The organism is Paenibacillus dauci, assembly GCF_000971985.1.
Taxonomy (GTDB): domain Bacteria; phylum Bacillota; class Bacilli; order Paenibacillales; family Paenibacillaceae; genus Saccharibacillus; species Saccharibacillus dauci.
In genome coordinates this window covers 434,318-455,983 of record NZ_LAQQ01000001.1, presented here as the reverse complement: position 1 = coordinate 455,983, position 21,666 = coordinate 434,318, and the positions used below count along the sequence as shown (strand labels likewise).

Annotated in this window: 18 protein-coding genes; 17 read left to right on the top strand and 1 reads right to left on the bottom strand. The window is 47.6% G+C overall.

Annotation, left to right across the window (positions count from 1 at the left end):
• The first annotated feature begins 11 nt into the window (after window positions 1-11).
• The 8 genes from WH46_RS09385 to WH46_RS09350 all read left to right on the top strand — a co-directional run bounded on the left by WH46_RS09385 (window position 12) and on the right by WH46_RS09350 (window position 11,173).
• Window positions 12-833: a carbohydrate ABC transporter permease gene (locus WH46_RS09385; protein WP_046227180.1), complete on the top strand. Its 822-nt coding sequence runs from the start codon at window positions 12-14 to the stop codon at window positions 831-833.
• A gap of 328 nt (window positions 834-1,161) precedes the next feature.
• Window positions 1,162-2,982: a cache domain-containing sensor histidine kinase gene (locus tag WH46_RS09380; protein WP_046226524.1), complete on the top strand. Its 1,821-nt coding sequence runs from the start codon at window positions 1,162-1,164 to the stop codon at window positions 2,980-2,982.
• Window positions 2,960-4,618, top strand: a complete 1,659-nt coding sequence (locus WH46_RS09375) for a response regulator transcription factor (RefSeq protein WP_046226523.1) — start codon at window positions 2,960-2,962, stop codon at window positions 4,616-4,618. Before WH46_RS09380 ends, WH46_RS09375 begins: the two co-directional genes overlap by 23 nt.
• Window positions 4,619-4,769: 151 nt before the next feature.
• Window positions 4,770-7,436 (top strand): beta-mannosidase, encoded by a 2,667-nt coding sequence (locus tag WH46_RS09370; RefSeq protein WP_046226522.1) that lies wholly within the window; start codon window positions 4,770-4,772, stop codon window positions 7,434-7,436.
• A 468-nt stretch (window positions 7,437-7,904) separates the two neighbouring features.
• On the top strand, window positions 7,905-9,206 hold the full coding sequence (locus tag WH46_RS09365) for a molybdopterin molybdotransferase MoeA (protein ID WP_046226521.1): 1,302 nt from the start codon (window positions 7,905-7,907) through the stop codon (window positions 9,204-9,206).
• A complete protein-coding gene (gene mobB, locus WH46_RS09360) occupies window positions 9,206-9,829 on the top strand; it encodes a molybdopterin-guanine dinucleotide biosynthesis protein B (RefSeq protein WP_052714177.1) in 624 nt (207 codons plus the stop codon). Before WH46_RS09365 ends, mobB begins: the two co-directional genes overlap by 1 nt.
• Window positions 9,830-9,890: 61 nt before the next feature.
• Window positions 9,891-10,433, top strand: a complete 543-nt coding sequence (locus tag WH46_RS09355; protein WP_017812388.1) for an NADPH-dependent FMN reductase — start codon at window positions 9,891-9,893, stop codon at window positions 10,431-10,433.
• 197 nt (window positions 10,434-10,630) lie between these two features.
• Window positions 10,631-11,173, top strand: a complete 543-nt coding sequence (locus WH46_RS09350) for a GNAT family N-acetyltransferase (protein ID WP_231584316.1) — start codon at window positions 10,631-10,633, stop codon at window positions 11,171-11,173.
• A 99-nt stretch (window positions 11,174-11,272) separates the two neighbouring features.
• On the opposite strand, the gene xerS is transcribed toward WH46_RS09350, so the two are convergent.
• Entirely contained in the window at window positions 11,273-12,355 is a 1,083-nt protein-coding gene (xerS, locus tag WH46_RS09345; RefSeq protein WP_046226519.1) for a tyrosine recombinase XerS, read from the bottom strand.
• A gap of 171 nt (window positions 12,356-12,526) precedes the next feature.
• On the opposite strand from xerS, the gene WH46_RS09340 reads away from it, so the two are divergent.
• From WH46_RS09340 to WH46_RS09300, 9 genes are all read left to right on the top strand, one after another.
• Window positions 12,527-13,024, top strand: a complete 498-nt coding sequence (locus WH46_RS09340; RefSeq protein ID WP_017812385.1) for a GNAT family N-acetyltransferase — start codon at window positions 12,527-12,529, stop codon at window positions 13,022-13,024.
• A 28-nt stretch (window positions 13,025-13,052) separates the two neighbouring features.
• Complete coding sequence (locus tag WH46_RS09335; RefSeq protein ID WP_046226518.1) at window positions 13,053-13,826, top strand: SDR family NAD(P)-dependent oxidoreductase; 774 nt, start codon at window positions 13,053-13,055, stop codon at window positions 13,824-13,826.
• A gap of 312 nt (window positions 13,827-14,138) precedes the next feature.
• Entirely contained in the window at window positions 14,139-14,573 is a 435-nt protein-coding gene (locus WH46_RS09330) for a MarR family winged helix-turn-helix transcriptional regulator (RefSeq protein WP_046226517.1), read from the top strand.
• Window positions 14,574-14,828: 255 nt separating this feature from the next.
• Entirely contained in the window at window positions 14,829-15,386 is a 558-nt protein-coding gene (locus WH46_RS09325; protein WP_046226516.1) for a GNAT family N-acetyltransferase, read from the top strand.
• Between the two features lie 76 nt (window positions 15,387-15,462).
• The gene (locus tag WH46_RS09320) at window positions 15,463-16,125 is read left to right on the top strand and encodes an HAD family hydrolase (RefSeq protein WP_046226515.1); all 663 of its coding nucleotides are present in this window, start codon (window positions 15,463-15,465) and stop codon (window positions 16,123-16,125) included.
• A 230-nt stretch (window positions 16,126-16,355) separates the two neighbouring features.
• Complete coding sequence (locus WH46_RS09315; RefSeq protein ID WP_046226514.1) at window positions 16,356-17,462, top strand: carbohydrate-binding family 9-like protein; 1,107 nt, start codon at window positions 16,356-16,358, stop codon at window positions 17,460-17,462.
• A 39-nt stretch (window positions 17,463-17,501) separates the two neighbouring features.
• On the top strand, window positions 17,502-20,192 hold the full coding sequence (locus tag WH46_RS09310; RefSeq protein ID WP_046226513.1) for a transglutaminase-like domain-containing protein: 2,691 nt from the start codon (window positions 17,502-17,504) through the stop codon (window positions 20,190-20,192).
• A 244-nt stretch (window positions 20,193-20,436) separates the two neighbouring features.
• Window positions 20,437-21,102: a YdcF family protein gene (locus WH46_RS09305; protein WP_082208355.1), complete on the top strand. Its 666-nt coding sequence runs from the start codon at window positions 20,437-20,439 to the stop codon at window positions 21,100-21,102.
• An 88-nt stretch (window positions 21,103-21,190) separates the two neighbouring features.
• Window positions 21,191-21,646: a hypothetical protein gene (locus WH46_RS09300; RefSeq protein ID WP_046226512.1), complete on the top strand. Its 456-nt coding sequence runs from the start codon at window positions 21,191-21,193 to the stop codon at window positions 21,644-21,646.
• Window positions 21,647-21,666: the final 20 nt, after the last annotated feature.

Sequence of the window (21,666 nt, the reverse complement as noted above, 5' to 3'; positions counted from 1 at the left end):
TATCTGGTCTGATGGGCAGAAGTAAATCCATTATTTTTTGGACGATCCTGATGGTTTATGGTATTTTTACCTTGTATCCGTTTTTTTGGCTGATTGTGAGCGCATTCAAAACCAATGAAGATTTTTATAGCCATCCGTTTGGGCTGCCAGCCCAATGGAATATCGCTAATTTTAGCAGAGCCTGGGAGACAGCCAAGCTTGATACGGCATTTGCCAATTCATTGATTGTATCGATCGGCTCGCTGATCCTGACGCTGTTTATCGGAGCGCTAGCTTCGTTTATTCTGGCTCGATTTCAATTTCGGCTTAAAGGAGCGGTGTTTGCTTTCTTTGTGGTTGGGATGCTGATTCCGATTCACAGTACACTGGTACCGCTGTTCATTCTGATGAAACAAATCTCGCTGCTAAATACGTATTGGGCGCTTATTTTGCCGTATACAGCATTTGCTCTGCCAACCGCGATTTTCGTACTGTCTGCTTATTTGATGTCTTTTCCAAAAGAGATTGAGGAAGCTTCCTTTATCGATGGTACAGGTCTGTGGGGATTATTTTTCCGCATTATTCTGCCCATGTCCTTGCCGGCTTTGTCGACAGTGACTATACTCAGCTTTTTGCATGCGTGGAATGACTTTTCATTTGCGCTTGTATTTATTAGTAAAACAAGTCTGAAAACGCTCCCGCTGAGTATTGCTAATTTCTCGGATGGATATCAGACAGATTATGGACTGACTCTTGCAGCAATGGTCCTGTCTGTATTGCCCACTATTATTCTGTATCTGGTATTTCAGGAACAGGTTATGAAGGGAATGACAGCGGGAGCGGTAAAAGGATAACGTGCGCCAGTAGCAAGCATAAAGTTATTGAGTGTAGATCCTGCTGATTATCGAAGTAGTAACTGTCTGAGCAATAGCAAATGAAAAAAGGAACATTAACGATACAAAATTATAAAAGTGCAATTATAAAAGTATAAAAATGTATACTGCAAAAATCTGCTCTCCCAAAAGAACAACCTTCAATCTTCAATAACGTACATTCTTGTTCAATAATCAAATTCTACGAACAACAGCAACCGGCTACAAGCCAAAACGCTAAACGACATTGATTAAGTGACCATCTTAATAAATCAACAAGCCGGGCATCATCAGGCAGGGAGGAATCACAATGAGACGATGGATGCAGTCATCATTGCAGCGCAAGCTGTCTGTCATCATCATACTGTCCATGATTGTGCCGCTGCTGCTGCTCGGCGTATTTGCATTTACGATCTCGACCCATATCACTGAGGACAAAGCACGTTTGTCGGGTATGGATACACTGACACAGATGAACAATAATCTGGATTTTGTAATCCGGGATGTGGAGAATGTATCGATGTTCATGATCAGCCAGCAGGAGATTCAGCGATACATGAGCAGTTCCCGCGAAGATAGTATTGCCCGCAGCGAGATTATCGGACTGTTGACCAATCTCGCCGCCTCCAAAAAATATATCGCTGATATTACCATTTATGCTCCGCGATTTGATACTTCTTTATCGACATCGGCGCTGTATCATTCAGAATTGTCCAGTCAGGTGGAGATTAGCGAAGTTAAGCATAAGCAGTGGACAGGAGTCTATGAAGTAGAGAATGCTTCCGGACGCCAGCCGGTAATTACTTTTATCCGTCCGCTGCGCAGTACTCATGATTATCGTCCGCTGGGCTGGCTGTCGATCAGTCTTAATGAAAAGGTACTGGCCCAGTCTTGGTCCGTGCTGCCAAGAATTGGAGACGGTCAGGGACAAGTATGGCTGATTAATGAGCAGGGACACATATTATCTACTGCTGATAAATCTCAACTTGCCGTACCCCTGGAGAGCAGCTATCCCGGATTGTTAGCAGAGATTGTACCGTCCGCATCCGGTACCGCAGAAGATGGCTCCCTGTCTTATGGAAAAGGAGAAGCCAAGCAGACGGTAATGTACCAGCATAATCGCGCTGCTAACTGGACGCTGGTCATGATGATTCCTTCGGATCAGTATACAGCCCAGAACCGGTTTATTCTGCAGCTTACCCTGATTGTTGTTCTGTTATCCATGCTGGTTAGTGCGGCACTGATCTGGCTCGTAGTTAGCCGTGTAGTGCAGCCGCTGCGTCATCTGACCCGACTGCTATACCACAGTGATCCTGCATATCCGCTGCCGGCTTTTGCGATTGAATCCCATGACGAGATAGGCAGGTTGAGTCGAAGTTATCACCGATTCGGCAATCATATCGCCCAGCTCAAGCAGCAGTTAATCCGTAATGAAGCCCGCAAAAAAGAAGCCGATCTGCGCGCGCTTGAGGCGCAGATTCATCCCCATTTTATGTATAACACATTATCCTCGATTCACTGGATTGCCCTGATGTCAGGCGAGAAAAAGATTGGAGCCATGGTGCAGGGACTTAGCGATTTTCTGAGGCTCAGTCTGAATCAGGGCAAAGATTACTGCTCTGTAGAGCAGGAGCTGAACCATATCCGTAACTATATGCAGGTACAGGAGATCCGGTTTCCGGATAAAGTGCGAATGAGCTGGGCTGTAGATCAGAGTCTCTATGGACATACTATGCTCAAGCTGTTGCTGCAGCCTCTTGTAGAAAATGCGCTGATTCATGGTATTCAGAAAAAAGATACGCCGGGAACGATCACGATTCATTTGGAACAGGAAAGTGGCTGGATTCGCTTTATGGTACTGGATGACGGTATAGGTATAGAGCCGGAAAGACTGAAGCAGCTGCGAACCATGATCAGTCAGTCTATTGATTCAGCCGCACAAGAACGTCAACCCATGGAACATTCATATTCGGATACAGGATACGGGCTGCGCAATGTAAATGAACGTCTGCTACTGCATTATGGAGCCAAATCCTGTCTGCACATAGAGAGCAGACCACAAGCAGGCACACAAATATCATTTGCCATTCCATTGGAGGAGGGGTACCGTGAGAATCTTGATTGTGGATGATGAGGTAATTATCCGTACTGGACTCGCTTCGGTGATCCAGTGGTCAGAGCTTGGCCTGGAACTGCTGGAACCTGCTGCATCGGCAGAAGAAGCACTGGAACGTATGATAGATGAGCAGCCCCATATTTTGCTGACCGATATTCGCATGACCGGTAAGACCGGATTGGAACTGGCAGAGGAAGCTCAGCAATTGCTGTCGGATTTGAAAGTCATTATTTTATCGGGGTATGACAATTTTCATTATGCCCAGCAGGCGATCCGTCAGAATATCGCGGACTATCTGCTCAAAACAAGCCCACCGGAAGAAATTATCAAAACGGTACTGGGTGTCAAACACAGCATTGAACAGCAAATCTCGATGCGTCAGCAGGAGCGGGATTATCATAGGCAGACGACTGAACAGCTGTTTCGCCGCTGGATCATAGATGAACCAGCACAAGAAAGTCTGGACACCGAACCTGGATGGTTCCGGCAGATGCTGCAGCTTCATAATGGAAATGGTAATCTTGCAGATGCTGCCCTGTGTACAGTAGAACCTGCTCGTTGGCAGATTGTAGTGGTGCAGGCTGAAGGATGGGGACAGGATAAAAACTATCATGCACTGCTCCTGTTTGCTGTTCATAATATGCTGCAGGATATAGTGGGCCTGCCGGCATGTATTCATCAGCAGTATATAGTGGTGTTAAGCAGGGTTACAGATGAAGAGACGAATCGGGTGCAGAAAAGCCCGTTGCAGGAATGGCAGCATATAGTGACACGTATAGAGCATTTGCTCAAGTGCCGACTAACTGCTGCATTGGGAGAAGCGGTCGATACCGCAGAGAAACTGCATACTTCCTGTCGTGAAGCGATAGAAGCGAGCGATTATGCCCCATTACTGCCAGACATTGCAGTCTGGAATTATGGACAGATTGCCGGACGTCGGGGTGGACAGCGTCTATGCAGTTATGAGGAAGAAATGCAGCTGTCTTCTATTTTGCTAAGGGAAGATACGATCGCGCTGCGCAGCTGGATTGATCACTGGGTCGAACAGCTGATGGAACACAACGAAGCGACACCCGAGTCGGTTCAGAATGCGCTACAGTCAGTGATGATCGGCGCAAGCCGCTGGCTGGAGCGGGCAATGAGCAGTATTCATACAGGTATGGCTGCAGTTCCGTCTGGAGCTGCTATGACTATTACGTGGCAAGCAGGTACCTTTATCAAAGAAGAACTATTCCAGCAGCTATACCGGATTTCCAGAATATATCATACCAGCTGTGGTGAAGGTCCACGTATGCATGTGCAAAAAGCACTCGTCTATATTGAAGAGAATCTGGGAGGAGATACCAGTCTGGCCGCAGCGGCCCGTCATGTTCATTTGCATGCCAGTCATTTGAGCGAAATTTTCAAAAAGGAAACGGGTCTGACCTACAGCGATCTGGTACTGAAACGCAAGATGGAATATGCGGCCGAACTGCTCACGATCTCCTCGGCCAAAGTTGCAGACATCGCCGGTCAAATTGGCTATGAAGATGTGAAATACTTTAGCAAGCTGTTCAAAAAATACAACGGCTGTACGCCAACCGATTATCGGGAACGTTATCCGTTGCAGTTGCACCCACCGTCTGACGCTGCCTTGTATCCGCTGCTCTAACACGTCTGCAGTCCATCAATCTGTACAATAGATTGGATGAATGAGGATACTTTTTCGGTAATTCGTACAATTCCCATCCTGTTGGAATACGCGTAATATATATCGATGAACCTTACAGAATATCTGAACGTACAGGAAGGAGCATAATGTCATGGACAACAAAAATGCATCATATCCGGACTTGTCGTGTCTCAGTCTGGATGGAACCTGGAGAATTCAGCATTATCGACCGGGAGAAATGAAAGCGGTTGATCTAGCAGCACCCGGACTGGATGACCGCTACTGGATTAGGGGTCTTGTACCCGGTGATATACATACTTCACTGATGAAACGTCAGTTGATTCCTCATCCATACTATGGACATCAGGATCAGCTGAGTCGCTGGATCGAGCAGGAAGAATGGTGGTACCGCACCACATTTGATTATGAATTGTCCGGGGGGGTCACCGAGCGGCATGAACTTACTTTTGAGGGGCTGGATACATTTGCGACTGTCTATGTCAATGGACATGAAGTAGGGCAGACAGCGAATATGCATCGTACGTATATCTTTGATATCAGCCGTGTGGTCCGTAATGGATGGAACAGCGTGGCTGTACGATTCGATCCATTGCAACCTCATCATCAGGAGAAAGAGCTATTTGACTGGTCTTCCTATACCAAAGAACGACCGTGGCTGCGCAAGGCGGCGATGAACTTTGGTTGGGACTGGGGACCACGCATAATTACGGTCGGCATATGGGGCAGTGTCAACATACGTCGTACCCGGATTGCCCGACTGGATCAAGTGTATGCGTATACACGCAGTGTCAGTTCGGAAGAAGCTGTACTGGAGGTGCAGACATCGGTTCGTGCTGTACCCCGTCTGCGTTATACGAGTTATAACGAACACATACACGCTGCAGCCGATACGACAACAGCGCAGGCACTGCGGGCAGAAGTTGTTCTGCTGGATCATGAAGGCAGAGAAGTCACCCGCCAGCATACCTTGACCGCTGTTGATCATAATCGTACAGATACATGGAACGTACAGTTGCATATTCCCCAGCCTCATCTGTGGTGGACGCATGATCTGGGAGAGCCGTATCTGTATCATCTTCAGGTTCTATTATATTCCGGCGAAGAGCTGGTAGATCGGTATGAACACGAAGTAGGCCTGCGGACGATTGAGCTGCAATTGGAGGGAGAAGAGGGAGAGCCTCTGTTTGCTTTTGTACTGAATGGTGTACGCATCTATGCCAAAGGAGCCAACTGGATTCCGGTTGATAATCTGATCGGTTCAGCTGGCGATGCGCGTTATGTGGAGCTGATCGAACTGGCAGCGCAAGCGCATATGAACATGCTGCGTGTATGGGCAGGCGGCATTTATGAAAAGGATATTTTCTATCAGCAATGTGATCGGCAAGGCATTCTGGTCTGGCAGGATTTTGCTTTTGCCAATGCGTTGTTCCCGGATTTCAATCAGGACTTTATGTCAAATGTACGTGCAGAAGTGGTGGATAATGTGAAAAGGCTGCGTAATCATGCTTCTCTGGCTCTCTGGTGTGGCAACAACGAGATCGACTGGTTATATGATATGAAAACAGCCGCCGGTGATATCCGCAGCCCTTTTTATGGAGAAGCAATCTATCATGAGCTGATTCCCGATGTGCTGGCAGACAGCGATCCATATCGACCGTATTGGCCGTCTTCTCCCTATGGTGGCAATGATGTGAATGATCCGGATATTGGAGACCGGCATAATTGGCAGGTCTGGCACGGATCGGTGTATCCGCGTCAATATGGAGATAAGCCGATTCTGGATTACAGTATCGAAGGAGTCAGCTTCCATCACTATAAGCAGGATCTGGCATTGTTCAGCAGCGAGTTTGGCATGCATGCCGCAGCCAACCGGTATACCCTGTCACGTTACATTCCGGAGGAATCCTTTTACTGGGGCAGTGAAGAGATGGATTATCGGAACAAGGATACCAATCATCGCAAAGGCATTCTGCTGATGGAAGGGTATACTGGCATTCCGCAAAATATCGATCAGTATCTGGACTACTCCATGCTCACCCAGGCAGAAGGGTTGAAGTATGGAATCGAACATTACCGCCGTCTCAAACATCGCAACAGCGGAAGTCTAATCTGGCAGCTCAATGACAGCTGGCCGGGTACAAGCTGGGCGATCGTGGATTATGAATTGCTGCCGAAGGCTGCCTATTTCTATGCCCGGACATTCTATCATCCGCTGCTGTTGTCGCTGGATCATGAGCCGGGGCAGGATATGAATCTATGGATCATTAACGATACGCTTCAGGCATTTACGACACAGCTGGAGATGAAAGTGATGACATGGCAGGGAGAAGTAGTCTTCCGTCGTAGCTTTGCAGCAGAAGTACCGGCGAATGGCGCTATTCAGGTAGAGCAGATAAGTGAAGTCGAAGTCCTGTCTTCCACCGATAAAACAACAGAGTCGGGTCAAGAACAGAGTATTACAGGATGGCAGGCACATGAGGTATTTGTCGTGCTGAGTGCGGATCATCCCGATATTCCGGATAATCATTATTATCTGCGTTCGCCCAAGGAACTTCATCTCCCGACTGCTGACTGGCAGATCCAGGTGGATAAGCAGAAGCAGACCGTTACGCTTATCGGTGGTGCTGTACTGGCTCGGATGGTCAAATTGGAGATTGCACAGGGAAGACTGCGGTTCAGCGACAATTACTTTGACCTGCTGCCCGGTCAGCGGAAAGTGGTTCATATCCGTCATTCAGGCGAAGAACCAATTAATTGGAGCAGTCTACAGGTCAGTGCATTGAATCGTCCCCTATAGCAAGCAGACAATCATCCGTGAGGACGAGGATTCCTTTTAACAACCCCAAAAAATATTTTCGCAGGAAGATGTCAGTCGATAAGACGGGCATCTTTTTTGTGCAGAACACTCTATATAAGTTATTTATACTATTTAATTATATGAAAAATTCATAATAGTAAACATACATTCGTTCGGATTCATCATACGGAATACTCATTAACTAACAGCAAACTCGATACTTCTATTGACGTAAAAAGGAGGAGTTATTCATTTTCTGTGAAAATTGTACTCTATCGAATTCATTTTGTTGTTTATAAATAGAAGTTAAATCAAATTCCATGTGCCTTTATCCCAAATAGACGTGGCTGAATGCTCTTATCGCCGTACAATACTTGCATGAAAGTTAGGCTTGAGCTATAACTGTAAGGAAAGTAACGGACCAGGCTGTCCGGCAGACAGCTATAGAAACAGGGAGGAATCATAATTATGACAGCACACAATCAACCGGAATCACAGGCCGCATCAGCAGCGGAACAGGATCGTGGCAAATTCCATCGCAGACCGATTACTCCGGCCGAAGCCCAGAAGCGCATAGCCGGCTATGTTCGCCCTTCGGATACGGAGCAGGTGAGACTGGAGGAGGCGGGTGGCAGATTTCTCGCCGAGACCGTAACAGCTCATCATCCATATCCCCATTTTCGACGTTCGGGTATGGACGGTTACGCTATGATCGCAGCCGATCTGCTGGAAGCATCCAGTGATCATATGATCTGGCTGGAAGTGGTCGATAATATTCCGTGCGGATATACTCCATCTGTCTCGATTCAATCCGGACAGGCATCGCGCATCATGACAGGAGCCATGGTACCGGATGGAGCGGATGTAGTGGTAATGCTGGAAATGACAGAGACCAAGATGGAGCAGGAACGTACCTGGGTTGGTCTCAAGCGTCAGGTCGAAGCAGGCCGCAATATTACGCCGATCGGCCTGGAAGTTAAAGAAGGAGATATTCTGCTGCAGCAGGGTGCATGTATCGGAGCCGGCGAAATATCGGTTCTGGCTACATTTGGCGTACATACGGTTACGGTATACCGCCGTCCGCAGGTAGCAGTATTTTCGACAGGGACCGAGCTTCTATCGGTTGAAGAACCGATTGAACCCGGCAAAATTCGTAACAGCAATTCGCTGATGCTGGCTGAGCAGATTCGTGCAGCAGGTGGTGAACCGCATCTGCTGGGAGCAGTAGAGGATGATCTGGAACTAGCGCGTACGATGCTGATGAATGCGCTGGCGCAATATGATCTGGTCGTATCCAGCGGCGGTGTATCGGTGGGCGACTATGATGTTATGGGGGATCTGGTACGCAGCGGCGAAGTAGAGATGTTATTTAACAAAATCTCGATGCGTCCCGGCAGTGTCACTACCGGTGCAGTCAAGGATGGCAAGCTGCTGTTTGCGCTATCCGGTAACCCGGGAGCTTGCTTTGTCGGCTGCGAGCTGCTTGTGCGTCCGACGATCCGGCAGATGATGAACAATACACGGGACTATTTGCCGGAATGGACCGCTGAACTGGGACGTGATTATAGCAAGATCAACAGCTTTACCCGTTTTGTACGCGGTCATGTGGATGTGGAAAATGGACGGGTCATCGCTTATCCGGCATTACTTGATGAATCCAATGTAATGGTCACGATCAAGGATAGCGATTGCCTGATTGTCATTCCGCCTACGACAGAACCTATGCCCGCTGGTACACCTGTATCGGTGCTGAAGCTGGCGGTGCAATAATGAACGGAGCTTCAGAGAGCATACCTGCTTCACAGCCGCCGGTTATCCAGATCGTCGGCTACAAAAATTCAGGCAAAACGACTCTTATCACCGAACTTCTTCGTCTCTGGGCTGCAGAGGGTACGAGGGTGGCAGTGATCAAACATGATGCCCATCAATTTCAGATGGATCATCGAGGTACGGATACATTTGCCCATACCGAAGCTGGTGCAGCCGCGGTCGCGATTACTTCGCCTACCCGCACCGCTATTATTCGTGAGCAGTCATCGACGCTGCAGCAGCTGGTTGCAGAGCTGTCATCCTCATCTACAGATAGTTATGATCTGATTCTGGTCGAAGGGTTCAAGCAGGAGCCTTATCCCAAAGTAGCCTTGATGGCTCGTGTGTCGGATGTACCCCTACTGGAACAGCTGACAGGGCTTCATTGGATCTATACCCGCCTGCAGCCGGAGGAATGGACAACGCTGTTATCCGGAAATGAGAACAATAGTGAACCAGCTGTTCAGACACCCGGCGAAACTTTAAATTTGAAAGAAACACCTATTATTCCGGCTGGAAAAGATGGTATTATGGAATTATTCGTTGCACTGAATGCTTACATAATGTCATATGCCAAGCACTAACAAATAAGTGTGAATGAAATCAGGCTGCTGCCAATCTACGATCCAGGAGGACAATCTATCCATGAAAGTTACACTTATCGCCGGGAGTACGCGCCCGGACGCATCAACTACCAAACTCTGTCACTATATTGCCAAACTGCTGACCGAACAAGGCCATGAGGCTGAAGTATTCAATCTGCAGGAACATGCACTGCCGCTCTATGGACCGGGTGAAGCTTACGGTCATGAAGAAGTGCTGAAACTGGCTGCCGCTGCCAAAAGCGCCGATGCTCTTGTACTGGCGACGCCGGAATATCACGGTTCGCTGTCCGGTGTACTGAAGAATGCGCTCGACTTTTTGAACAGCGAATACTTTAACAATAAAGTCGTATTGTCTGCCAACTCGGCAGGCGGTCTGATTGGAACAGCTTCTCTGCTGCATTTGCAAAATATCGTACGCAACCTGCATGGTATCAACTGCCCGGAATGGATCTCGATTGGTGGATCACTGCGTGAGTTTAATGAAAACGGTGACCCGGTGGATGAAGGCACAGAACTGCGTATTCGTACTGCCGTTGCTTCTTTTGTTACACTGGGTGAGAAGCTGAAAAACGCCCAGTCCTAAAGTCTGCTGCTCTGTCAATCTATGCGTGATCATAACCAGACTGTATGGTATGACATCTGCAAGAACAGATAGCGAAATTGCATAAAAGCTGAAAAGCTGCCATGATTTTTAATCTGGCAGCTTTTTGTATAGAATCAGGAGAAATAAACCTCTTCCGTAAGCCATTTTTTAGTATACAAAGCAAAGAAGGAGAGAACATGATGGAGGAAATCGTAATTAGTCGACCGAAGGTTCAAGACTATGAGCAGTTAGCTTCCTTTTTTCGCCTTGTGCTTACAGATACGTTTATACAGAATGGCATTCAGGAACAAAAGGAAGATTTGGAAGCAGAAATACGTAACAAACTGCTCTACCTCACACAAGATTTGCGCAGTCAGGGGAAGCAGCGATATTTTCTGACAGCTTGGCGAGGAGAACAAATCATAGGAACGATTGAAGCCGGTACTGCCAACGATCTAATTCGTAGCATCATCAGCCCTGAATATCAGCAGTTGCTCGAAGTAGGAACGATTCTGGTACATCCGGAAGCACAAAGGCAAGGAATTGCCACCCGGCTGCTAACCGAAATAGTCTCATTCTTACATGAGCAAGGCTGCAGCAAGTTCTGTCTGGACAGCGGATACCCAATCGCCCAGCGGATCTGGGAGCGCAGATTCGGCGAACCTGCGTATACACTGAAAGACCAATGGGGACCAGGTGCAGATCATCTGATCTGGATTATCGATATAACCGGCAAATAAAAATCCTCCTGCTGTTTGTGGACAGAGGAGGATTGAATATCCCGGTACAGTTGAGTATTTGTTGTAACAGCATACTTTTTATAATGGGCAATATAGCTATTAATCCTCGTTACGCTTCTCAATCGCTTCGGACATTGTCTTGTCAGTGAGATGGGCGTAGATTTCGGTCGTCTCGGTCGATGCGTGACCGAGTTGTTCCTTGGTTTTGTAGATATCATTTTGCAAATAATAATCGGTAGCAAAAGAATGCCGTAGCTTGTGTACGGTCAAGTAAGGTTTGCCAAAGTATTTGGCGTATTTGATAATCATTGCCTGAATTGCTCGCTTGGTCATCCGGTTGCCTGATGCCTGGCCATTTGGCTTGGCGACAAATAGCGCCTGTTCATTACGCGGTGTACGATAGCGGGATTCACGCAGCTGCAAATACGTCTGCAGTTCATCCCGTGCCTGCTCGCGGAAGTAGACTGGTGTCTTAAACGTCTCATCGTTATTGCCTTTGCGGGAGACATACAGCATCTTCTGGTTCAGATCCAGATCATTCATATTCAGATTGACCACTTCGGATACGCGCAGACCGGAGTTAAGAATCAGGCTGGCAATACAGGCATCCCGCTCACGATTGAGCTCGTAGGAGTAGAGTGCCTGCTTGTTGCCTGCGATGGTCTCACGATGACCTTCCAGAATATAGCCGACAAATTCCAGCAGTTCTTCATCTTCGAGAATTTTGCCTTTGAGCTTGGCGGCAGTGTCCTTGGGCTTGTGCAGGCGCTTAACTTCGATCTTGGCCATAATATTGCGTTTGAGAAGCGGATAGAAGTCTTCATCCTCGGCAATCTGACTGAGATAATGGAACAATGAACGCAGCGAAGACAGCTTGCGGGATACGGTGACACGGGTATTGGCGCTCTCGGCGCGTGTTGTCAGATATAGCCGATAGCTGGTTACATCCTCCATACGTAGTGTCTCAAGTTCGATCAGCTGTACCTCTGCATAGGTACTGGCAGCGGATAATCCTTCGGCAATCATCCAGCTTAAAAAAGATTCATAATCCCGTATGTATTCCAATAATGTGGACGGAGACAAGTCCGGTAATTTGTAATTGATAAATTGTTCAATATACCAGGGCATGGATGGCAATTTCTCATCCAGCTTGCGGCGGTCATGGATCTTCTGTATGGTCATGTCGTTAGCTCACCTCATGTCCCGATTGTACCATAAAATGACTGGAATATGATTTGCGTCACTATACAGGAACGTTATATAGTGGTAAGAAGGCACAAAATGATATACAAATTTTTCCTGATATGATATATACAAATTGCAACGATTAGACAAGACAACGGAGGGAACAGGATGGCGCTGGCGCTGGAATTGGTACCGAGAAGCAAGAAGCGGGTGATCCGCGAAATGATGCAATTCTATCTTTATGATTTTACATATTATTTGAATATTGAATTGAATGACAAAGGACGTTTCCCCGAGTATCCGGGACTGGATGAATTCTGGAGCTATCCGGGGCGCAAATTTCCTTTTCTAATTTATTCGGGCTCTTATATTGCAGGCTTTGCATTGGTAGACCGGTATATAGACAGCAGTGAGAGTGACTACTATATGACTGAGTTTTTTATCCTGCACAAATACAGGCGTGCAGGGGTCGGCCGCTGGGCAGCGGAGGAACTTTTCAACCGTTATCCGGGCCGCTGGAAAGTTACCCAGGTGCACAATAATACGGCTGCCCAGGCATTCTGGAGACGGGTGATTGGAGAATATACAGCCAATCGGTACGAAGAGATTCTTCATCCGGAGCATGGGGGGCCCAGTCAATACTTTACGAGCTTCCGTCAGAATTAAGCGGACAGCAGGAAAGGGAGTCGTTACAATGTATTTACCATCATTTTCATTATCCAATAAAAAGGCAATCGTTACCGGAGCAGGCAAAGGTATCGGTCAGGCACTTGCTATCGGGCTGGCGCAAGCAGGAGCGGATGTGGGATTGATCTCGCGTACAGGCGCCGATCTTGACGCTACCAAGCAGCTGATCGAGAAGCACAGCAGCCGTCAGGCGATTTGCATGGTGGCCGATGTAACAGACCGTCAGCAGATGAAGGATGCGTTCGAGCGGTTTGAGCTGGCTTTTGGAGCGCCGGATATTCTGGTCAATAATGCAGGTATGAATATACGCAGCAAAGCGCTTGATGTAACAGATTCGGAATGGAACAGGATCGTCCAGACGAATCTGCATTCTGCATTAATCGCATCTCAGCTCGCTGCCGAGCAAATGAAAGAAAATGGCGGTGGGCGGATTATCAATATTGCTTCTGTAGCCGGGCAGGTGGCACTGCGTACCGGTGTCGCTTATGGTGCGACCAAGGCAGGACTGATCCAGATGACCAAAATCCTGTCCATGGAGTGGGCGCAGTATGGTATCCAGGTGAATGCGGTGGGACCGTGGTATTTCCGTACTCCGCTGACCGAGCAGATGCTGGCGAACGAGCAGTATATGCAGGAGATTCTGGATCGTACGCCGATGAAGCGGGTTGGCAATCTGGAAGAACTCGTAGGACCGGTCGTATTTCTGTCCTCCGAAGCAGCCGGTTATATTACCGGACAGACGCTGATGGTCGATGGCGGCATGTCCGTATTCGGATTTTAATAATGGGAACATGTCTCATCATACAGCAGTGCTCGATAATGCAAATCATATAATAAACAAGCCCCTGTACACAGTCTTGAACCCGATTGGGAATGACCGCGTAAACAGGGGCTTTTTTTGTATCATTCAGAACGCTGACAGCAGAGTAAGTGATCCATAAAAAATATCGTAATAGCTGATAAAATAAATTATTTGTAAAATTTAAGTTTTAAGCAAATTAATTGTTGACAATATATAACAGTGGCGGTACGATAATATTAAATCACTGTGCTGCTTATGATGAACCAAACACAAAGAAATTAGGTGAGAAGAATGGAATCAACAAGTGTAACAGCTCTGGAACAGCATATCTGCTTCTCCCTTTATGCAGGTTCACGAGCCATTACGAGAATGTACTGGCCGATGCTCGAAGAAATGGGAATAACCTATCCGCAATATATTACGCTGGTGGTCTTATGGGAAAAGCAGGAGTGTACAATCAAGGAACTCGGCAAAGAGATTTATCTCGATTCCGGTACGATGACCTCCATGCTCAAACGGATGGAAGAGAATGGTCTGATTACCCGTCAGCGTTCTACCGAGGACGAACGGGTTGTAAATATTAAGATTACGGACAAAGGAATGGCTCTGCAAGAGCAATCCCGCTGTCTGCCGCAGTCACTATTGGATGCAACAGGATTATCCAGTGAAGAACTGCAGACGCTGAATCAACAGCTGCGTCAGCTGATCAGCAAGCTGCAGGCCTGACTATTACAGCATATTCACAATATCGATTGAGTGAACTCTCTGGCTAGCATAGCAGAGAGTTTTTGTCATGGAATGGAGTGATACTATCCCATGGGAACTTGCTGGAGCAACTTCAGAAGAATATGATACACTGAGTAAGCAGATGGAATTCTCCCAAATATGCAAAAGAAAGTAAAATATCATCTATGTATACCAAGCTATGAAGAAGTGAACAGGGAGAAGTATAACAATACATAATAAAGGGGATTACCTGGAATGAAGCAAGCCAACAAGCGTGTACTGGAAAGTGAGCGTCTATATCTGCGTACGTTTACTATAGATGATATCGACATGTACTATCCGACACTGATGAATGAAGAAATGCGTCGTCTGACCGGTACCCATGCTCTATTTACCCGTGAAGGTGTGGCGCAATTTATTGAAGAAAGTGCTGGTGATTCCAGCCGGATCGATTTGCTGATTACACTCAAGCCTGAAGAACAGGTGATTGGTGAAATCTCGCTGATGGATATCGATCGTACCAACCGGAATGCACATATCCGGATAGCCATATTTGAATCATCCAACTGTGGACAGGGCTATGGTACCGAAGCGATGGAGATGCTGTTGGATTATGCTTTTGGTAATCTGAATCTGCACCGGGTAGAGCTGTCGGTATATTCATTTAATGAACGGGCCATTGCTTCCTACGAAAAGCTCGGATTCAGCAGGGAAGGCATTCAGCGGGAAGTACTGTACTATGATTATCAGTACCATGATGCTATTGGCATGAGTATTCTGGAGCATGAGTTCCAGGAAAGGCAACAAAAGTGAATACATGTCTTCAAAACAGGGTACGATATGAATAGATTATATATAATCAGACATATCAAGCTGCTGGAGGAAAGCGATGAATACAATAAAGGCTGTTATTTTTGATCTCGATGATACGCTGCTGGATCGAAGACAAACCATGGAAAAACTGGCTCATCGGTTAGCTAAAGAGTACGCGGCGTATCTGGAGGAAGGACGCCATGTACTGGAGCGAATCGTACATTTGGACTGGCATGGAGCGGTAGAGCAGCGGCATGTATTTGCCACGTATATTGACCAGCTTCCCTGGAAGAAGCGTCCCGAGGATCAGCATCTATTGGAATTCTGTCAGCAGCAGTACGCTCAATGTGCTGTACTGACCCACCAGGCCAAAGAAACGCTGCAGTATGTTCACCAGCGATATCGAACCGCCCTGTTAACCAACGGACAGGCAGATCTGCAGCATCAGAAACTGGCTCAAATGGGGATCCGGGATGAGCTCGATAGGGTACTCACTGCAGAAGAAGCCGGAACAGCAAAGCCAGATGTACGAATCTTCTATCAGGCGGCTGAGCAGCTACAGGTAGACCCTGCTGACTGCATGTATGTAGGAGATCATGCTATCAGCGGAATCGGGGGCGCTATCCAAGCCGGTATGCAGACGGTCTGGATCAGGCAGCATCTTGGTCCGCGCGATGCCAAACATGTACAACCGACACACACTATCGATACGATTGCGGAGCTGGGTAAACTGTTATAGTTTATCCAGCTTTTTATATAAGACTGGAAATGGACAATACATTAAACACATATTACATCTTATATATGATACGGATAACAACTGGATAACGATGATTATCATATACTACATATCCTCAATCATAGAAATGCCATATTTACCCGTTGATGATCCTTGCCTACAATGAGCAGTATTCCATATATCTATTGCCAAATAAAAGTGCAATAACCAGCCCAGAGGAGGTCACATGAATGCGCAAATTATCAGCTGTTCCTGAGCCGCAAATTACATTCAATCCCAAAACCTATCGATGCAGGCGTGCTTCGGGAATAAGTGAATGGACCGGACGTCTGGATCAGGATTTCTGGCAGACCGCCGAGTGGACAGAAGATTTTGTAGATATAGAAGGAGATCGCAGGCCGCTTCCTGCCAAAAGAACCCGGGTGAAGATGCTCTGGGATGATCAATACTTTTACATAGGAGCCGAGCTGGAAGAAAATGAGATATGGGCTAACCAGACGGAGAGGGACTCGGTGATTTTTCAGGATAATGACTTTGAGATATTTATCGATCCGGATGGGGATACGCATCAATATTATGAATTTGAAATCAATGTGCTGAATACCGTATGGGATCTGCTGCTGGTCAAGCCTTATCGCGATGAAGGGCCAGCAATTAATGGGTGGGACATCAGCGGATTGCGTACTGCAGTATATGTAGATGGTGAACTGAATAATCCTGAAGCCAGCAACCGGATGTGGTCGGTCGAGATCGCTCTGCCCTGGCGAATTCTTCAGGAATGTGCAGCAGAGAAACGTCCGCCGCTACCTAGTGAGTACTGGCGGGTGAACTTTTCCCGGGTCGAGTGGGAGGTAGATGTAATAGATGGTCAATATGTGAAGCGATGCGATCCAGCGACCGGCAAGCCGCTGCCTGAAGATAACTGGGTATGGAGTCCGCAGGGTGTGGTGAATATGCATTATCCGGAACTATGGGGATATGTGGTTTTTGAGGATGAAGAACAAGCAGAAAGTGAATCGGTAGAACATGCACCGCAGATAGCAGCAGACGCTCCTAATGGTCTGCCATCTGAACTGGAAACAGAACAGATCAAATGGGATCTGCGTGTACTCTACTACAAGCAGCGTCTATATGCTCAGACACATCAACGTTACTGTACGAGTATAGAGGAGCTGCTGCAGATTGGAGAGTTGAAGCTGCGCTCGAATGATATCGAGCAATGGAACATCGAAGCAACCAGCAGTATGTTCCAGATATCCGCACTGCTAACAGACGGAGAGTCACGGATCTGTATTCGTGAAGATGGCTGGGTATGGCGGGAGCAGGCAGCAAAATGATTATATCGTAATACTCATTTACAAAGGAGGCTTACCTGCATGACGGTGACTGTATCGTATGGATTGGATCTGGATAAGGTAAATCACAAGTTCGAATGGAAAAGGCAGCAGGCTGCCCGGAGAAAGTCATCCCTATTCAGCGTATTCGAACTGCCGCTAACGGATGAAGAACAGCTGCTGCTTCGGTTTCTGTACGCTTATATGCCGCTGCATGATCTGGCCGATTATGATGGTGAATACTTTTTGAGACATGTACGGCATGCACTGCATGTACGCAATCAAATGCCATGGGGAGCATCTATACCGGATGAGATTTTTGTACATTTTGTGCTGCCTTACCGGGTGAATAACGAGAATATCGATAATAGTCGCCAAATCATTTATAGCGAACTTGTCGATCGGGTTCGTAATCTGCCGATGACCGAGGCAGTGCTGGAGACCAATTACTGGTGCCATGAACGAGCGACCTATGTAGGTACGGATATTCGTACCGTCTCGCCACTGACGATTATGCGTACAGCGCAGGGACGGTGCGGAGAACAATCCACGCTGGCAGTAACGGCACTTCGGAGCATCGGTATTCCGGCGCGTCAGTGCTATACGCCGCGTTGGGCGCACTGCGATTCCAATCATGCATGGGTCGAAGCATGGGCAGATGGACAATGGCATTATCTGGGTGCCTGTGAACCTGAGCCGGTACTGGATGAAGGATGGTTCCGGCTGCCGGCGCGCCGGGCAATGCTGGTCAACACGAGGGTCTCTGCAGACTATACCGGACCGGAGGAAGTCTGCTCCAGACATCCATGGTATACAGAAATTAATATGCTAAAGCGGTATGCTCCTGTCCATCCGCTTACTGTTCATACCGTAGATGAACAAGAGCGGCCAATCTCTGCAGAAGTGCAGTTCCAATTATACAATGCAGCAGAATTCTCTCCGCTGGCAACGATGAAGAGTGACAGCACCGGTCGTGCCCAGCTGACGACCGGATATGGAGATTTGCTTATTCATGCGCGTGCAGGTCAGCGCTGGGGTGAGACATGGTGTCGTGTAGATCAATCCGAAGTAACTGTGAGTCTCGGTCTGTCATCCTTTGCAGAAGGCAGTATAGACTGGAAAATGACTGCCCCGGTAGCTCCGCCAGTCGATGAAGGTCAAGCGGTCTCTCCAGAGGATAAACATAAACATGAGCAGCGCATACAGGAGGGCATTGCACTTCGTACTGCCTATGAAGCTGGATTTTTGAACCGCGAAGAATCCGATCAGCTGGCAGCGAAGTGGCAGTTGCCTGCCGAACGGATCTGGAAAGTGCTGGAGGCGGCGAGGGGGAACAGCCGGGAACTGGCTGATTTTCTGGAAAAGACGGTACCGGAAGAACGCTCGCTGGCTTTGCGGCTGCTGGAATCGATGCGTCCCAAAGATTGGCAGGATACGTTTGAACCTGTCCTGCAGGATCATCTAAATGGTAGCAAAGTCTATGTCACGCTGGAAGAAGCAGAAAGAGAGCGATTTGATCGCTATGTGCTGTGTCCGCGGATTCATTTTGAGATGTTGTCTGAATATCGGGCTTATTTTCAGTCGTTATGGTCTTTGGACAAGCAGGAAGATTATCGTCGTCATCCACAGCAGCTGGCTGCCGACCTGGAAGCTGAAGTACGTATATACAATCAGGTGGATCGTTATTCCGGTATGGCGACGCCGGCAGGTGCCCATCAATTGGGAGTGATGGACGCGCTGAGCCGGGATATGATGTTTGTTGCTGCTGCCCGCAGTCTGGGCATTCCGGCGCGGCTGGAGCCGCTGCAGTTGCAACCGCAGTACTGGCAGCATGGTGGATGGACAGAAATGCAGTTTACGCCGCACCTTGAAGCAGATGAGGTAGACGGTTATCGAAGTACCGGAATTGCTGAAGATGCGGCTAACGATATTCAGAATATTCGACCGGAACCGGAACATACTGCTGAATTCACTTCTGTATCTTCCGACAAAGGTAAAGTCATTTTCCGTCTTGCAGCAGCATCTGCAGATGAAGAAGCCGGATATTATCGTAATTTCACACTGGCAAGGCTGGAGGATGGAGCGTACCGGACAGTTCATTTTCCATACGGAGAAAAAGAGATGTGCGACAAGCCGTATGACGTCATACCGGGAGCGTACCGGCTGACGACAGGAACACGTCTCAGCGATGAGAGTGTAGAGGGACGGTTTATGCATTTCCATGTATATCCGGAGCAGACGACAGAGGCTGAACTGCTATTCCGCAGTGAACAGCACACGGTCCCACTGATCCATTCTTCGCTGCCGGATCAGGTGAAGGGCATATTGTCTGGCAACGAAGCTGAGTCTGTCGCTCATCCGGCTGGCTGCATTATTACTTGGCTGGAGCCGGAACGTGAACCCACCAAACATTTGCTCAGAGAACTATCCGAGCGGAAGTCCGAATGGTCGGCATGGGGTGGTCCGGTGTATGTATTGACTTCAACATTGCAGGATCAGGAGCGGATAGCGACAGATCTACTGCCCGGACAGATACATCTGCGGGTAGATCAGAATCTGAATATGCTATCCGGGTTAAAGGAAACCATGCAGCACATACGCGGCGAACAGCGTCCGATTGTACTGGTAGTAGACCCGTATCAGAATATACGTTATGCCCAGCAGGGATACAAGTTGGGAACCGGCAGTGACCTGCTGCAGGTACTGGAACAATTGGCTGCGCCTCATGAATAAAACGATCGGAGATCAACAGCGAGACCCTATACACGCAGTACGTTGATCCATGGATCCATGCTGCTGGCACCACATAAAGCTCTTGCCCATACAGCCGGGTATAGAGCTTTTTGGCGTTAGGAATTCCTTATAAAACACAAGCACGTCTGAGCAGGATTGGCAACAGTCACAAGACTTGTGTTACGCTAAAAGGAAAATATGTATCATAATTGAACTTGCAGGATTGAGGAGCGTACATAGCATTATGAAGTCAAAGAAAAGCAAGACGGGGCATTCCCTTAAGCTTCACCGCTTGAAAAAAATATGGCGTGCACATCCACGCACAAGATGGACATTATTAACCGTGTTCAGTCTGTTTTTGCTATCATTCATCATTTGTGAAGCACTGGTGTTATCGCAATTTGATCGGGATGATAGCAGCTCTTCCCATAGTCCATATGTTCTAATCCTAGGCTCCGGGCTTAAAGAAGGAGATCAGCTGCCAGTCACTTTGCGTCAACGTGTAGACACCGGTCTGGTGTACTGGCAGCAGCACCACGATAGCAAAATTATCGTCTCCGGCGGTCAGGGAGTGGATGAGACCGTACCGGAAGCAGTAGCGATGAGGGATTATCTGTTAAAACAGGGCGTTCCACCTGGAGCCATACTGCTGGAAAGCCGCTCTACCAGTACATACGAGAATCTGCTGTTCAGCCAAAAAGTAATCGATGCAGATCGTGATACGGCTCCGGGTACCTATAATGCCATTATCGTAACCAGCAACTATCATATGTATCGTGCCCGTTATATTGCGGAACATCTGGGCTATACAGCATACGATGGCATCTCCAGTCCGTCACCGCTGCGCTTGATTCCGGTTAGTATGCTGCGTGAATATCTCGCTATGATCAAAACAGTGCTGACAGTATAACGTCTGATCATGAATTATCGATTGAACATGTAATTTATGCAGAAAATAATATTATCCATAATTTGTAAGCAAAGAGAGGGATATTACCATGAATACACTCACAGCCAAACGTCCTTCAGGATCAAGAGATTTTATTGGTATCCTTTTAAATCTGGTGGTTCTGGGATCTATATTGGCAAGCCTCACTTTCACAGCATATCGTCAATATTTGTATTACACTTTGTGGATAGTGCTTGTCCTGTTCGTCGTTTATTCATTTATTATTATTCGCCGCCGCATGCAAAAGCCGTTTTTGGTGCAGTTGGACAACTCTGCTATTCGGTTAGGCAATCAGAACATTAAAAGTGCCGATATTCAGCAGATTTGGCTAAACGGATATGAACGACCGCTGGTTGGTATTCAGTCACGCGGACGCCGAATTCTGCCGTCCAGTCATTGTTTTGTTTTTACTGGAGATGAAGAGATATCATTGGAGCAATTGAGCGAGTGGGCGGGAAAGCACGACATCCAGGTAGTGAACAAACCATTTCTGCGCTGGATCTAAACAGAGTCGAACTGTCTGTA

Coding starts and splice junctions, on each gene's coding strand:
- WH46_RS09385 (WP_046227180.1), top strand. CDS start 12: ATGGGCAGAAGTAAATCCATTATTTTTTGGACGATCCTGATGGTTTAT.
- WH46_RS09380 (WP_046226524.1), top strand. CDS start 1,162: ATGAGACGATGGATGCAGTCATCATTGCAGCGCAAGCTGTCTGTCATC.
- WH46_RS09370 (WP_046226522.1), top strand. CDS start 4,770: ATGGACAACAAAAATGCATCATATCCGGACTTGTCGTGTCTCAGTCTG.
- WH46_RS09365 (WP_046226521.1), top strand. CDS start 7,905: ATGACAGCACACAATCAACCGGAATCACAGGCCGCATCAGCAGCGGAA.
- mobB (WP_052714177.1), top strand. CDS start 9,206: ATGAACGGAGCTTCAGAGAGCATACCTGCTTCACAGCCGCCGGTTATC.
- WH46_RS09355 (WP_017812388.1), top strand. CDS start 9,891: ATGAAAGTTACACTTATCGCCGGGAGTACGCGCCCGGACGCATCAACT.
- WH46_RS09350 (WP_231584316.1), top strand. CDS start 10,631: ATGATGGAGGAAATCGTAATTAGTCGACCGAAGGTTCAAGACTATGAG.
- xerS (WP_046226519.1), bottom strand. CDS start 12,355: ATGACCATACAGAAGATCCATGACCGCCGCAAGCTGGATGAGAAATTG.
- WH46_RS09340 (WP_017812385.1), top strand. CDS start 12,527: ATGGCGCTGGCGCTGGAATTGGTACCGAGAAGCAAGAAGCGGGTGATC.
- WH46_RS09335 (WP_046226518.1), top strand. CDS start 13,053: ATGTATTTACCATCATTTTCATTATCCAATAAAAAGGCAATCGTTACC.
- WH46_RS09330 (WP_046226517.1), top strand. CDS start 14,139: ATGGAATCAACAAGTGTAACAGCTCTGGAACAGCATATCTGCTTCTCC.
- WH46_RS09325 (WP_046226516.1), top strand. CDS start 14,829: ATGAAGCAAGCCAACAAGCGTGTACTGGAAAGTGAGCGTCTATATCTG.
- WH46_RS09320 (WP_046226515.1), top strand. CDS start 15,463: ATGAATACAATAAAGGCTGTTATTTTTGATCTCGATGATACGCTGCTG.
- WH46_RS09315 (WP_046226514.1), top strand. CDS start 16,356: ATGCGCAAATTATCAGCTGTTCCTGAGCCGCAAATTACATTCAATCCC.
- WH46_RS09310 (WP_046226513.1), top strand. CDS start 17,502: ATGACGGTGACTGTATCGTATGGATTGGATCTGGATAAGGTAAATCAC.
- WH46_RS09305 (WP_082208355.1), top strand. CDS start 20,437: ATGAAGTCAAAGAAAAGCAAGACGGGGCATTCCCTTAAGCTTCACCGC.
- WH46_RS09300 (WP_046226512.1), top strand. CDS start 21,191: ATGAATACACTCACAGCCAAACGTCCTTCAGGATCAAGAGATTTTATT.